The sequence below is a fragment of the uncultured Dokdonia sp. genome (assembly GCF_947496725.1).
In the GTDB taxonomy this organism is placed as follows: Bacteria; Bacteroidota; Bacteroidia; order Flavobacteriales; family Flavobacteriaceae; genus Dokdonia.
In genome coordinates this window covers 547981-561742 of sequence record NZ_CANMDS010000003.1, presented here as the reverse complement: position 1 = coordinate 561742, position 13762 = coordinate 547981, and the positions used below count along the sequence as shown (strand labels likewise).

Below are 13762 nucleotides of genomic sequence, written 5' to 3'. Positions count from 1 at the left end.
AATCCTAACTCTGAGTATGAGTTTGCACTAGATGATGGCCCGTTCCAGAGTAGTACGACTTTTACAAATGTGACTCCAGGGACACACACCATTTTTGGAAGACTAGCAAGTGGTAACTGTTCGATCTCTGAGTTTGAGATAGGGATTATAGATTACCCACGCTTCTTTACACCTAATGCAGATGGTTTCCACGATACGTGGAATATCATAGGGCTAGGGGTAGACCCTAACCTGAATGCGAAGATCTTTATCTTTGATAGATACGGGAAGCTCTTAAAACAACTGAGCCCTACAAGCCCAGGATGGGACGGTACCTTTAATGGACAACCGATGCCAAGTAACGACTACTGGTTTAGAGTAGAGTTTACAGAGGTAGATGACCTAGGGACACAGAGAACCATAAATGGTCACTTTACGTTGAAGCGATAGGTAACCATCACGTTGTACTATAAAAAAACTCCCTACGGCTGTAGGGAGTTTTTTTATGATGTTGTTTTAGTCTTAACCTTTAGAAGCTATATATAATAGCTTAATTTAGATTTAATAGGAGAGTGGTTACTTTCGCGAAAGCGTAAAACAAGATATAAGGATCTTAGAGTATGTATGTTTATTATCTAAACTAATGTATGGTTTTTGTGGAATAAGAGAACCTTAAAAAACATCATCATCTTCCTCCTCTTCATCTATAATCTCATCGTCTTCATCATTAATTAGTTTTAGGTCTAAAGGAGAGTCTGCGGGTATGGTAACAATTTTACCATTCCAACGTACACGTTTAAGCTCTTGGTCAAGATTTACACCATATAAACGATCAAATATTTTGGTTCTGATTGTATACGTTATAGCTGCGACAAGGGCTATAATAGGTATGATAATGTAGAATTCATCATCATCTACAAATTGTATATCATCATTAAGTATACTATATATCTGGAAAACATACATCGCTATTGGAACTAAAATAGAATGATACCACCAGTGTTTACAGGTGAAAAACCAGATTAATAATAAGATAAAGGGAACAATTTTGCTAAAAACTACCCAAGCTAAGGTGTGAATACTTTCGTAATAATTACTGTGTATGGTACCAAACAAAGAGGATTCCCAAGTTTTTACGTTTGGGAATCCTTGATATACATAAAATAGTATAGGCGATAGCACTATACATAAAGCAATTATAGTACTTACAGATAAAATTTTTCTTTTATCCGTGTGTTGGTACTTTAATTGCTGCTTTTTCGATTGCTTGTTCTGCATTTTCTGTTATTGCAGTGTACGTTAATGCTGTTGCTCCTGCGATAAGCAGGCCTAATAGTAAAGCTTTAATTTTCATAATTTAGAGTGTTTTGAGTATTAATGATTTGTTGATACAAACATCACTCAATTCTATCAAATTATAACCAATTGCTTTTTTTTGTACATTCGCGCCTTTTTTGAAAAAAAATACACGAAAACAACATTTTACACTTGTTAGGGGTTATCTATTAAAATCTTATTTTTCGATTAAAAGTTTTATGTTATGTTTTTTGTCAATAAGTAAAATTCAATTATCAGAAAAAACTTACATTTTCAATAAATTACATTAACATAATTTTAACATAATTAATTTATTGATATTACTCTTTTATTAGTGTTTTGCTTCTCTATCTTGATAATATCTGCTTCTTTTGGTAAAAATTTTGAAATATTATCAGGCCACTCAATAAATATCCAGTCACCATTATATATATATTCTTCAAATCCCATATCAAGCGCTTCTTCTTGATTTGTGATTCTATAAAAGTCAAAGTGGTAAATGAGCTGGTCATTACCTGTGACATATTCATTAACAATAGAAAAAGTGGGGCTACTTATGGTGTCTGTCACACCAAGTTTTTTTGCAATGGCATTAATAAGTGTTGTTTTACCAGCACCCATCTCTCCATAAAAAAGCAATACGTTGCTTTGGACGGTAGTGACGATTTTATCTGCAATAGCTTCTATATCAGATAAATCATAAGATATTTGCATTATTAAGTATTTTAAGGGCGTTGCTAATATAAGAATTTTTTAAACTTTTATCGTTCAAATACTATATACGAGTCTTAATATATCTAAATACGTAGGAATATTCTTTCAATCAAGGATTGTGATAATAATTGTCAATTCATTTAGAAAAACTGGCATAAAGTTTTTGAATAGAATTTTACTCCTTTCCTTAAGAAGTAGGAAGGAGGAGTACAAAACTGTTGTCTTCTAATAAAAAGAAATAAAAATTTTGAAAGAAGTAGTGCGAGAGCAATACTTAATATAATTCTAATAAATCGATGTCAATCTGTAATAGATTTGAAGGTAACATTTGATTAACTGTTAGACCCCTTCATATAACTTGTTTTAGTTGCAAACCCCTAATATGTAGTATAAAAACGAGTTAATAAACACCGATTATTAGAATTGTGATAGTACCTTAAATTACAATTAATCCATTGTATATAGTAAATTACATCAGGTACTTGTCCATTTTTTGATTGTCCTTAAACGACATTAATAATTTAAAGGTCTTGTTTTATACCATACCAATCAACTAGGGTATAGGTACATTTATAAATATACCGTCTATATTTATCTTTTTACCGAAATTGCAGTGTGCTGAAAGACAAAGGTTTGGTCGTTGTTTTGTCCATTTAAAGTAAAAAAGGCATAATGTATTTCAAATAGACATTTGAAGTCAAAAAACCTGCTAAAATGACGGCATAAAACAGCGGTACGACATACACTTACTTTTATGTTTTAAGTAAAAACTATTAGGTGTTATTCATTTAATGAATTAAGTAAGAAATTTCGTTTGTTTATCAATGAATGTATATTTTTGAGTTTTACTTGCTATTTATGAAGAAGCGCGTTTTTCTCCTCTTTTTATTTTATTTTGTTGTAACTATTTCTGGTAATGCTCAAGATTTACCCTTCCTAATAGATAATAAGGTCCCAGACTCTATACGACTACAAGATTATCAAGCAGTAAGGAAAAAATTCTTTGAACTTACTTACAAAGACCCTCAAGTAATTGATACGCTATTATTAGAGTTGTACAGTAAAGATTTAATAATCAAAGCAACAGAGAAAAATGATCATCTAGAAGTCTCTAAATTTTATATTACACTAAGTGATTACCGAGAGAATAGTTTACCTACCATTGATTATGTAATAGGGTATACCACAATACATAATCTTGACGAGTTTTACATTGAGGCTTTAATAAGTAAAGCTCTTTATTTTATACGGATAGAATCTAATTTAGAAGAAGCTTATAGTTTAACTCAAGAGGCTTATGATAAGAATCAACGTTTTAATAATCCAGTTATAGCGTATACTACAAAAAATATTATGGCTTTATTACTAGAAGACAGTGGTAAGTCTAAGGAGGGTATTAAAATGTATTTAGAACTTGAAGAGTTACATCATACTGATGTAATTAATGAAATATTTAAGTTTGGGACAGATCAATATATTAAGGAAGCTCTTACAGAGATACAGTATAGTCTGGCTTTAACATATTTTAAACTTAAAAAATATAAAAAAGCTTCTGAATATATTAACAAAGTAAAGGAGTATGCAGATATCTCTGGTAGTAAAGAATATCTTAGCGCGTATTTAGGCTTAAAAGGTGGTATTTTAATAAGAAAAGAAAACTATACAGAAGGTTTGAAATTAACCAACGAATATCTAGATGTTTCTATTAACCGAAATAATAACGAGTTTTCTCACTCCTATACAATGCAAGGCATCGCCTACAAGGGCTTAAGTCAACCTGAGAAGGCTCTAACTTCATTTCTTACAGCCGATAGTTTACGTGATATTGCAGGATCAGATTATTTCTTTTCAGATTTAAAAGTTACTTATGATTATCTACACAATCATTATAAACAAACAGGAGATGTAGCTAGACAAATTGAATATCTCAATAAGATGATTGCTTATGAAGAGGAGTATGGTAAACTTAGCCAGAATGTAGGTGACGAGATAATAGCGTCTTACACGTTACCAGAGTTGCTGTCAGAAAAAGAAAATGCGATAAAGACATTAGAACAAGAAAAAGAAAGCAAGAACATTGGTTTAATACTATTTGTAATATTGGGGCTGGCAGCGGTAAGCTTTGCGGTTTATCAATATAGAAGACGACTCAAGTTAAAGCAACGTTTTATAAACTTAAGAGATACTTATAGTGAACGCATAACCACTGAGGAGAAACGAGAAGAAGCTACTGCAGTCAAGCTGCCTGTTGTAGAAGATCATATAGAAGGCGCATTATCACATATTAAACCAGCCCAGCTTGAAAAGATACAAGAAGGCTTAGATCGTTTTGAGAAAAAGGCTCTTTTTACATCTCATAACGTGACCCTCAAGAGTCTTGCCATACAAATAGGGACAAACGCTTCTTACCTTTCGAAATATATTAATGTAGAAAAATCTGAGAATTTTTCTACTTACTTAAATGATTTGAGAATTAATTATGTCCTTAAAGAGCTTTATAACAATCCAAAATTAAAATCTTACACGGTCGCCGCTATAGCAGAGGAGGTAGGCTTTTCTAACGTAAAATCATTTTCAACACACTTTAAACGTGTCACTGGGCTTTCGGTCTCCTATTTTATAAAAAATCTTTCTAGTGAGCGAGACAGCTTTTCTAATGAGGAGAAGGACGGCGTTATCAACCTTTCTGATCGTGTGAATAAAGCTGGTTAAGTAATATTTGTTTTTTAGTACGCTTTCGCGAAAGCGTACTTACTCTTTGTAATATTGAAGTTTTATATGATCAATAGGTGGCTTAAAGTATAACTAGATTGTAAAGACGTAAGAAATTTCGTAAAATTTAAAATGTAATCTTTATTTTTGTCGGCTATTAGTTAGTTTCCCTTATGAAGGTTTACACCTTATATTTCTTAACAATACTTCTTTGCCTACCAGCTTTGGTATCCAGCCAAGACCTACCGTATATCACAGATCAAGAAGTACCAGATTCTATAGCTTCTATAGACTACTCAGTACTTAGAAAACAGTTTTTTAAATTTGCAGTTGAGCCACCTGCAGATGTAGATTCACTCACTATAGAACTCTATGCTAAGTCTCTGATTATAGAAGCTCAGCAAAAAGAGCTAAAAGCTGACTTTGCTAAATTTTATAGTAATTTGGGTACTTTTAGAGGAGATATTGCAAGTATAGATTATGCACTTCAACATACAGACAAACAAGAATCATCAGACTTATATGAGCAGATATTAATTGAAAAGGCTATCAATCTTCTTTACATTGATCAACTACAAGAATCTTATGATACAGCTCAAGAGGCCTTAAAATTTGCAGAAAAATCTAAAAACTTATCAAATGAATGGTCTCTAAAAAACTTAATAGCAGTATTACTTGTTAATAATAATAAAGCCGTTGAGGGAATACAAGTTTTAAAAGAAATTGAAAAGACCTACAGTACAGATAAGATCAGAAAAATATTTCTATATGGTGATGAAGCTTTTTATAAAGAAACATTGGCATCTGTGCAATATAATATTGCTACTGCTTATTATGATATAAATGAATTAGACAGCGCCACACATTATATATCAAAGATTGAGCAATATGCAAAAGATGCTAGTGATAATGACTATTATTTATCCTACGTAGGGTTACAAGCAGGCATCTATATTAAATCACATAATTTTAAAGAGGGATTAAAGTTTACTAATCAATATTTGGTTGAAAATCTAGATGCAGATGATGATGAGTTATCACGCTCTTATGCTTTAAAAGGTATTGCTCATAAAGGACTACGGCAGCCTGAAGAGGCGCTCGCTTCATTTCTTAAAACTGATAGTTTACACAAGACTGGTGGTGCAGATTATTTCTTTCAAGAACTTAAAACCACCTACGATTACCTCCTTACACACTACAAAAACACGGGTAATAGCACAAAACAAATTGAGTACCTAAATAAAATGATAACCTATGAAGAGGATTATGGATCACTTAGTAAAACCATAGGTGATGGTATTGTAGCATCTTATACGATCCCTCAATTACTCTCAGAAAAGGAAGCAGTCATACAAAGTCTTGAGGGTGATAAAAAACAGCGCACGGTTGGTCTTATTTTTTTTATAAGCCTAGGGTTACTTGCCCTATTTTATGCGCTTATTCAATATAGAAAGCGACGTATTTTAAAACAACGTTTTGAAAAATTGCGCGCCATATATAGTGAGTGGGTCGTACAAGAAACAAACCCTATAATGGAAGCCGAAGAAACCTTAGCAGTTGTAAAAGCTGAGCAAGACGGCCCTTTATCACACATAAAGCCAGCGCAACTAGAAAAGATACAAGAAGGTCTAGACCGTTTTGAGAAAAAGGCCCTTTTTACTTCTCATAACGTGACGCTTAAGAGTCTTGCTGCACAAATAGGAACAAACGCCTCCTATCTTTCTAAATACATTAACGTAGAAAAATCTGATAATTTTTCTACGTACCTAAGTGATTTACGTGTTAATTATGTGCTTACGGAGCTGTATGCTTCTCATAAACTACGTTCATACACCGTTGCCGCCATTGCAGAGGAGATAGGTTTTTCTAACGTAAAATCATTTTCTACACACTTTAAGCGTGTGACTGGACTCTCTGTATCTTATTTTATTAAGAATCTAGAGGGTATTAAAGAGACTGCTGTGACAAAAAAAGATGATAATGTGATAGACTTTTTAGAGCGAATTAATAAAACGGGGTAACTACGTTTTGATATTTTATAGCATCACAAAAAAACCACAGCTTCTGGCTGTGGTTTTTTTAGTTGAGTTTACGCTTTCGCGAAAGCGTAATACGTCTATTTAGGTTCCATTACAACAAATGGAATCACCATTTCTTCAAGGCTCACGCCTCCGTGCTGGTAGGTATTTCTATAATAACTCACGTAGTGATTAAAATTATTTGGGTAGGCAAAAAAGAGGTCACTCTTTGCAAAAATATAAGAGCTACTCATATTTATAGAAGGTAAGTGTATGGTGCGCGGGTCTGGTGCTGCGAGTACATCTTTATCTTCATAGGTGAGGCTACGGCCTGTTTTATAACGTAGGTTAAGACTCGTGTTTTTATCACCTATTACCTTAGATGGATTTTTTACATTTATAGTACCGTGATCTGTAGTAAGAACCAGCTTCATACCTAGCTCTTGTGCTTGCTGTATCATAGAGAGCAGCGGTGAGTTTTTAAACCAGCTCTCTGTAAGAGAGCGGTATGCCTTATCATTACTAGCTAGTTCTTTTATGACCTCCATCTCGGTTTTAGAGTGGGAGAGCATATCTACAAAGTTATAGACCACCACAGTAAGGTCATTATCCTTCTGAGACTTAAAGTTGTCTGCTAGCTTTTTACCATTTTTAAGATTAGTGATTTTGTGGTATTCCCACTTTACATCTAGGCTTAATCTCTTAAGTTGCGCCTCAAGAAAAGCCGCCTCGTGCATATTTTTTCCTCCCTCGTCTGTGTCATCAAGCCATAGGTTGGGGTGCTTCTTTTTCATATCTTCTGGCATAAGCCCAGAAAATATGGCATTACGAGCATACTGTGTTGCCGTAGGGAGTATACTGTAGTAAGGCTCTTCTTCTACTTTTTTATAATGAGCAGCAAGGTGTGGCTCAAAAGCCTTCCACTGGTCATAGCGCATATTATCTATCACTACAAAAAGGGTAGGAGTACCCTTTTTAATATGAGGTTGTACCTTGTCTTTAAACAAGGTGTGAGACATTGTAGGGGCCTCATAACCGTCAAACCAGTCTGGGTAATTTTTATCTATAAATTTACAAAACTGGTTATTTGCCTCTGTTTTTTGAGACTCTAGAATCTCAAACATCCCGCTATCTTCTATGCCTTCTAGCTCCATCTCCCAGTAAATGAGTTTCTGGTACAGTTCGCTCCACTCCTCAAAACTATTTATCATAGAGAGGTCCATCGCAATTTTTCTAAACTCTTGCTGGTATGAGGATGTTGTTTTCTGGCTTATAAGACGGCTATGGTCAAGGTTTTTCTTTAAGCTTAGTAAGATCTGGTTAGGATTTACCGGTTTTATAAGGTAGTCTACTATTTTTGAGCCTATGGCTTCCTCCATAATGTACTCTTCTTCGCTCTTAGTGATCATCACGACGGGTACATTTTCTCTTTTATTTTTTATCTCATTGAGCGTCTCAAGCCCCGTGAGGCCAGGCATATTCTCATCTAGAAATATGATATCAAAGTTTTGCTCATCTATCATATCTACTGCCTCTGCACCGTTATCACAGGTGGTCACGCTATAGTTTTTCTTTTCCAGAAAGAGGATGTGTGGTTTTAATAAGTCTATTTCGTCGTCTACCCAGAGTATTTGTATGTTGCTCATATATATAGTTAGTTCTTTAGTGGCCTTACCGTTGTATGGTGAAACCTTATATTTGTAAGGAGTACGCTTTCGCGAAAGCGTAAAACAACAGAATTTAAACTTTTTCTATTGCAGTCTTCCAAAGTTACAATTATTAACGACCCAATTTATGGGTTTATTACCATACCAAATGGGGTGCTCTTTGATCTCATACAGCATAAATATTTTCAGCGACTGAGGCGTATCACCCAGATGGGACTTTCTTATCTAGTATATCCTGGGGCGCACCACACCAGATTTCAGCACGCTATAGGCTGTCTGGGTGTAATGCAAAAAGCGCTCAAAGTCCTTATAGACAAAGGTGTTGTTATATCTGAGGCAGAGCAAGAAGCTGTACTTATAGCCATCTTATTACACGATATAGGTCACGGTCCTTTTTCTCACGCGATGGAGCATAGCATTGTAGATGGGGTGAGTCACGAAGACATTTCTACCTTATTTATGGAGGCTCTCAATGAGGAGTTTAACGGAAGTTTAACGCTCGCCATACAGATTTTTGAAGGGTCATATCATCGCTCCTTTTTAAATCAGCTGGTTTCTGGGCAGCTAGATATGGATCGTACAGACTACCTCAAGCGCGATAGCTTTTATACGGGTATGGCAGAGGGTAATATTAATACAGAGCGCATAGTCGCAATGCTCAATGTAAAGGATGACCACCTAGTAGTAGAAGAAAAAGGTGTGTATACGGTAGAGAAGTTTCTCGTGGCGCGACGCCTTATGTACTGGCAAGTGTATTTACATAAAACAGGTATTGTGGCAGAGCAGTTACTCACACGCGTGCTTAAAAGAGCAAAAGAGCTCTCGCGAGAGGGTGAGATATTACCTTCTAGCAAGGCACTGCAGTTCTTTTTACAAAATCAAATAGATAGCGATACCATAAAAAAGAGCTTAGATACCTTTGCACAGCTTGATGATTATGACATTATTTCGGCAATGAAGGAGTGGTGCTCGCATAAGGACTTTGTGCTTTCTGAGCTGTCTAAGAGTATTATAAATAGAGACTTATTAAAAGTAAAAATACGTAAGAAGCCATTTGCTCCAGCAAAGCTAGAGAAGCATAGAAGCGCCCTTATGGAGCAGTATGGTATCTCTCAAGAAGAGGCAAATTACTTTGTAATTACGGGTACGATATCTAATCAAGCGTATAATTATAAAAAAGGGGGTATTAATATATTATTGAGTAATGGAAAGATTGTAGATGTTGTAAAGGCTAGTGACCAGCTTAGTTTAAAATCGCTTACTAAAGAAGTAGTTAAAAACTATCTGTGTTACCCAAAACCTAAACGTTAATTTTTCCTATTTTTGTGCTTTATGAAATTTACCGCAACCCAAATCGCAGGCATACTAGAAGGGACCGTAGAAGGTAACCCAGAAGTAGAGGTCTCTAAGCTCGCCAAAATAGAAGAAGGAACCCCAGGGTCTCTTACTTTTCTGGCAAACCCTAAGTATACATCATACATCTACTCAACAGAGGCAAGTATTGCCATTGTGGGTAATGATTTTGTGGCAGATCAAGAAGTTAAGCCTACGCTCATACGTGTAGAAGATGCTTACAAGTCTTTTTCAAAATTACTAGAATACTATAATCAAGTAAAACTTAATAAGTCCGGTATAGAGCAACCTTGTTTTATATCAGATACGGCTAGTTATGGTGAAGGACTATATCTAGGTGCATTTTCTTACTTAGGTGATAACGTACGTATAGGTGATAATGTAAAGATTTATCCTAATGTATATATAGGTGATAATGTAACTATAGGTGATAACTGCGTGCTTTTTGCAGGGTCTAAGGTGTACTCAGACAGTGTGATAGGTAATACTGTTTATATACACAGTGGTGCTATAGTGGGCGCAGATGGATTTGGCTTTACGCCAAATGAAAAAGGGGAGTATAGTAAAGTACCACAAACAGGTAATGTAATTATAGAAGATCACGTAGATATAGGTGCTGGTACTACTATAGATCGTGCTACCCTAGGATCTACTATTATAAGAAAAGGAGTAAAACTAGATAACCAAATACAGATTGCACATAACGTAGAGATAGGTGCACACACCGCTATTGCTGCTCAGACAGGAGTTGCCGGGTCTACTAAGATAGGGAAGCACTGTCTTATAGGTGGGCAAGTAGGTATCTCTGGTCACCTCACTATAGGCGATAAAGTGCGCATACAAGCACAATCTGGTATAGGAAGAAATATAAAAGATGGTGAAGTGCTGCAAGGCTCTCCATCATTTAACTACGCAGACTGGAACCGCTCATATGTACATTTTAAAAATTTACCAAAAATTGTACAAGCGGTAAACAAACTAGAAAAACAACAAAACAATGGGTAACGCTAAAGCACAACAACGTACGATAGCAAAAGAAGTAAGCCTTACAGGAGTAGGTTTGCATACTGGTGCAAATGTAAAAATGACATTTAAGCCAGCACCAGAAAATCACGGGTACAAGTTTAAGCGATTAGACATTGAAGGCGAGCCTATTCTCAATGCAGATGCCTCTCTTGTGACTAACACGCAGCGAGGGACTAACCTTGAGAAGAACGGTGTTGCTATACAAACTACAGAGCACGTTCTTGCAGCTTGTGTAGGTCTAGAGATAGATAACCTGCTTATCGAGCTAGACGCATCTGAGCCGCCTATAATGGATGGATCGTCAAAGTTTTTTGTAGAAGCACTAGAAGAAGCAGGTATACAAGAGCAAGAAGCTATACGAGATGAGTATATTGTAAAAGAAGTGATTACCTACAGAGATGAAGAAACGGGTAGTGAGATTATCCTTATGCCATCAGACGAGTATCAGGTAACTACAATGGTGGACTTTGGTACAAAGGTGCTAGGTACTCAAAATGCAAGTATACAGCACATTTCAGAGTTTAAAGAAGAGATATCAGATAGTAGAACTTTTAGTTTTCTACACGAGATAGAGATGCTACTTGAGCACGGTCTTATAAAAGGAGGTGATCTTAACAATGCAATTGTATATGTAGATAAGGAATTATCACCTAGTACAATGGAAAAGTTACGCGTAGCCTTTAATAAAGATCACATTGCGGTAAAACCTAACGGTATTTTAGACAACCTTACTTTGCATCACGCAAACGAGGCAGCACGTCATAAATTACTTGATGTAATAGGAGATCTTGCACTTGCAGGTACTCGTATACGTGGTAAAGTAATAGCAAATAAGCCTGGGCATTTTGTAAATACACAGTTTGCAAAGAAGCTACAGAAAATGATAAAAAATGAGCGTCGTAACTATGTGCCAGATGTAGACTTACACGCAGCGCCGGTAAAGGATATTAATCAAATTATGGAGATGTTACCACACAGACCTCCATTCTTACTGGTAGATAAAATTCTAGAACTTACAGAAGAGCACGTAATAGGTATAAAAAATGTCACGATGAATGAACCATTCTTCGTAGGGCATTTTCCTGGTGCACCTGTAATGCCAGGAGTACTTCAGATTGAGGCAATGGCACAAACGGGAGGTATACTTGTATTAAGTACAGTGCCAGATCCAGAAAACTATCTTACTTATTTACTTAAAATAGATAACGTAAGATATAAACATCAAGTGGTGCCTGGTGATACGCTTATTTTTAAGCTAGACCTTATGGCGCCTATACGTAGAGGAATTTGCCAGATGCAAGCACGTGCTTATGCAAATGGAAAATTAGTGTCGGAGGCAGAGATAATGGCTCAGATCGTTAAAGTAAAAAATAACTAATATGAATCAGCCATTAGCATATGTGCACCCAGGTGCAAAAATTGCAAAGAATGTAGTGATAGAGCCTTTTACAACCATACATAATAATGTTGTGATAGGAGAGGGAAGCTGGATAGGTTCTAACGTAACTATTATGGAGGGAGCTCGTATAGGGAAGAACGTAAGTATCTTTCCGGGAGCAGTGATCTCTGCAGTACCACAAGATAAAAAGTTTAATGATGAAGATACCGTTACCATTATAGGTGATAACACCACGATACGTGAGTGTGTTACCATAAACCGTGGTACATCAGACCGTATGAAAACTCAAGTAGGTAATAACTGCTGGATTATGGCATACTGTCACATAGCACACGATTGTATAGTGGGCGATAACTGTATTTTTTCTAACAATAGTACACTAGCAGGACACATTACCGTAGGTGATTATGTGGTCCTTGCAGGTATGGCTGCCATACAGCAATTTTGTACCATAGGGAGTCACGCCTTTGTAACCGGTGGATCGCTAGTACGTAAGGATGTACCGCCATTTGTAAAAGCAGGTCGTGAGCCATTAAGTTATGTAGGTATAAACTCTATAGGACTACGTAGACGTGGTTTTACGACAGAAAAGATAAGAGAGATACAAGATATCTTCCGTATACTATACCAAAAGAATTATAACAACTCACAAGCGGTCACTATTATAGAAGCAGAGATGGAGGCAACTCAAGAGCGCGATGAGATCTTACAGTTTATAAAGAACTCTCAACGGGGTATTATGAAGGGGTACTTTAGCTCTTAATAGCTATGTTTACGCTTTCGCGAAAGCGGAATATAAACCATATCAAACAACCTCTAGCTTTAGCCGCGAGGTGACAGAATAATAATCAAGAGGGGAGAGTGGTAATCTTTTCCTATTTTCGCGAAAGCGTTATTTTAACAACAATATCAATATGAGTATCTCGAGCTAAGAGGTAGTCGATTAATTTTAATTTATGGCAACAACATCAGATATCCGTAACGGTCTTTGTTTACACTACAATAATGACATCTATAAAATTGTAGAATTTTTACACGTAAAACCTGGTAAAGGTCCAGCTTTTGTACGTACAAAAATGAAGAGCGTGACAACTGGAAAAGTGTTAGATAACACATTTTCGGCAGGACATAAAATTGAAGAAGTACGTGTAGAAACTCACAAATTTCAGTTTTTATACAATGATGGAGAAGGGTATCACTTTATGAATACCGAAGATTATACACAGATTGCTTTACAAGAAACAGCGCTAGATCGTTCTGACTTATTAAAGGAAGGTGAAGTAGTAACTGTACTTATTAACTCTGAAGACAACTCTCCGCTATCTGTAGATATGCCTGGTTCTGTTATACTAGAAGTAACACATACTGAGCCTGGAGTAAAAGGAAATACGGCTACAAATGCTACAAAACCTGCAACAGTAGAGACAGGTGCAGAGGTAAACGTACCTTTATTTATAAATGAAGGAGATAAGATCAAAATCGAGACTGTAAAAGGTACGTATAAGGAGCGTGTTAAAGAATAAATAATACTAGCTAACTAATTATAAAAATCCCGCAATTTCGCGGGATTTTCTTAT

12 protein-coding genes are annotated in these 13762 nt (G+C 35.8%); 8 read left to right on the top strand and 4 right to left on the bottom strand.

The features are described from left to right. Positions 1-429, top strand: a 429-nt coding sequence (locus tag Q0948_RS09345; protein ID WP_298350229.1) for a T9SS type B sorting domain-containing protein, incomplete at its 5' end; no start/stop codon positions are given. 222 nt (positions 430-651) lie between these two features. Here the strand turns inward: Q0948_RS09345 and Q0948_RS09340 are convergent. From Q0948_RS09340 to tsaE, 3 genes are all read right to left on the bottom strand, one after another. Next, positions 652-945 carry a hypothetical protein gene (locus tag Q0948_RS09340; RefSeq protein WP_298491297.1) on the bottom strand — a complete coding sequence of 98 codons (294 nt, stop codon included), beginning with the start codon at positions 943-945 and terminating at the stop codon, positions 652-654. 259 nt (positions 946-1204) lie between these two features. Next, positions 1205-1333: a hypothetical protein gene (locus tag Q0948_RS09335; protein WP_298350233.1), complete on the bottom strand. Its 129-nt coding sequence runs from the start codon at positions 1331-1333 to the stop codon at positions 1205-1207. Between the two features lie 269 nt (positions 1334-1602). Beyond that, positions 1603-2010, bottom strand: coding sequence for a tRNA (adenosine(37)-N6)-threonylcarbamoyltransferase complex ATPase subunit type 1 TsaE (gene tsaE, locus Q0948_RS09330; protein WP_298350235.1), 408 nt, complete (start codon positions 2008-2010; stop codon positions 1603-1605). Positions 2011-2868: 858 nt separating this feature from the next. Here tsaE and Q0948_RS09325 point away from each other — a divergent pair. Further along, positions 2869-4722 (top strand): helix-turn-helix domain-containing protein, encoded by a 1854-nt coding sequence (locus tag Q0948_RS09325; protein ID WP_298350237.1) that lies wholly within the window; start codon positions 2869-2871, stop codon positions 4720-4722. A gap of 224 nt (positions 4723-4946) precedes the next feature. Further along, complete coding sequence (locus Q0948_RS09320; protein ID WP_298350239.1) at positions 4947-6743, top strand: helix-turn-helix domain-containing protein; 1797 nt, start codon at positions 4947-4949, stop codon at positions 6741-6743. Positions 6744-6838: 95 nt separating this feature from the next. Here Q0948_RS09320 and Q0948_RS09315 read toward each other — a convergent pair whose 3' ends face one another. Then, positions 6839-8386 (bottom strand): bifunctional response regulator/alkaline phosphatase family protein, encoded by a 1548-nt coding sequence (locus Q0948_RS09315; RefSeq protein ID WP_298350241.1) that lies wholly within the window; start codon positions 8384-8386, stop codon positions 6839-6841. A 108-nt stretch (positions 8387-8494) separates the two neighbouring features. Between Q0948_RS09315 and Q0948_RS09310 the strand changes: the two genes are divergently transcribed. The 5 genes from Q0948_RS09310 (at position 8495) to efp (ending at position 13708) form a co-directional block, all read left to right on the top strand. After that, complete coding sequence (locus Q0948_RS09310) at positions 8495-9718, top strand: HD domain-containing protein (protein WP_298350243.1); 1224 nt, start codon at positions 8495-8497, stop codon at positions 9716-9718. A 21-nt stretch (positions 9719-9739) separates the two neighbouring features. Beyond that, entirely contained in the window at positions 9740-10765 is a 1026-nt protein-coding gene (gene lpxD / locus Q0948_RS09305; protein WP_298350245.1) for a UDP-3-O-(3-hydroxymyristoyl)glucosamine N-acyltransferase, read from the top strand. Next, positions 10758-12164, top strand: a complete 1407-nt coding sequence (locus Q0948_RS09300; protein WP_298350247.1) for a bifunctional UDP-3-O-[3-hydroxymyristoyl] N-acetylglucosamine deacetylase/3-hydroxyacyl-ACP dehydratase — start codon at positions 10758-10760, stop codon at positions 12162-12164. The genes lpxD and Q0948_RS09300 overlap by 8 nt, the downstream gene beginning before the upstream one ends. Before the next feature lies 1 nt (position 12165). Continuing rightward, positions 12166-12948 (top strand): acyl-ACP--UDP-N-acetylglucosamine O-acyltransferase, encoded by a 783-nt coding sequence (gene lpxA / locus Q0948_RS09295; protein WP_021778942.1) that lies wholly within the window; start codon positions 12166-12168, stop codon positions 12946-12948. Between the two features lie 193 nt (positions 12949-13141). After that, on the top strand, positions 13142-13708 hold the full coding sequence (efp, locus tag Q0948_RS09290; protein ID WP_298350250.1) for an elongation factor P: 567 nt from the start codon (positions 13142-13144) through the stop codon (positions 13706-13708). The last annotated feature ends 54 nt before the right edge of the window (positions 13709-13762 follow it).

Bases quoted from the DNA above. Each gene is read 5' to 3' on its own strand.
- Q0948_RS09340 (WP_298491297.1), bottom strand. From the start codon at position 945: ATGTATGTTTTCCAGATATATAGTATACTTAATGATGATATACAATTT.
- Q0948_RS09335 (WP_298350233.1), bottom strand. From the start codon at position 1,333: ATGAAAATTAAAGCTTTACTATTAGGCCTGCTTATCGCAGGAGCAACA.
- tsaE (WP_298350235.1), bottom strand. From the start codon at position 2,010: ATGCAAATATCTTATGATTTATCTGATATAGAAGCTATTGCAGATAAA.
- Q0948_RS09325 (WP_298350237.1), top strand. From the start codon at position 2,869: ATGAAGAAGCGCGTTTTTCTCCTCTTTTTATTTTATTTTGTTGTAACT.
- Q0948_RS09315 (WP_298350241.1), bottom strand. From the start codon at position 8,386: ATGAGCAACATACAAATACTCTGGGTAGACGACGAAATAGACTTATTA.
- lpxD (WP_298350245.1), top strand. From the start codon at position 9,740: ATGAAATTTACCGCAACCCAAATCGCAGGCATACTAGAAGGGACCGTA.
- Q0948_RS09300 (WP_298350247.1), top strand. From the start codon at position 10,758: ATGGGTAACGCTAAAGCACAACAACGTACGATAGCAAAAGAAGTAAGC.
- lpxA (WP_021778942.1), top strand. From the start codon at position 12,166: ATGAATCAGCCATTAGCATATGTGCACCCAGGTGCAAAAATTGCAAAG.
- efp (WP_298350250.1), top strand. From the start codon at position 13,142: ATGGCAACAACATCAGATATCCGTAACGGTCTTTGTTTACACTACAAT.